Origin of the sequence: Pseudomonas viridiflava, assembly GCF_900602065.1 — a bacterium.
GTDB lineage: Bacteria > Pseudomonadota > Gammaproteobacteria > Pseudomonadales > Pseudomonadaceae > Aquipseudomonas.
On sequence record NZ_UWFN01000150.1, the window covers coordinates 1 to 282 of the forward strand.

The 282-nt window shown below is 55.3% G+C and carries 1 protein-coding gene; it reads left to right on the plus strand.

What is annotated here, in order from left to right:
* The coding region (locus EE949_RS29640; RefSeq protein WP_206335695.1) for a hypothetical protein at positions 1–282 on the plus strand (282 nt) is incomplete at both ends.

Genomic DNA, 282 nt, shown 5'->3' on the forward strand with positions numbered 1-282 from the left:
CTCTGGCACTTATCTGTGGGAGGCGGTTCAGACAGATCTGACCGCACCCACCTCGGTGGCCGTGAGTCAACGGATCGGACTCAATCGGATGACGCGTAAATACGGCATCAATTCGCCTCTGCGGCTCGCATCGTTCTATGGTAACGCGATCCAGGAAACTCAATGGTTGGGTTTGCTGTCGGAAGGTAGCGGTTCCACGCTCTGGTATGCCCCTTGGTATGGCCGCGGCTTCTTGCAGTTGACCAACCCAGAGAATTTTACAAACTATTGGCGTTTCCGCGG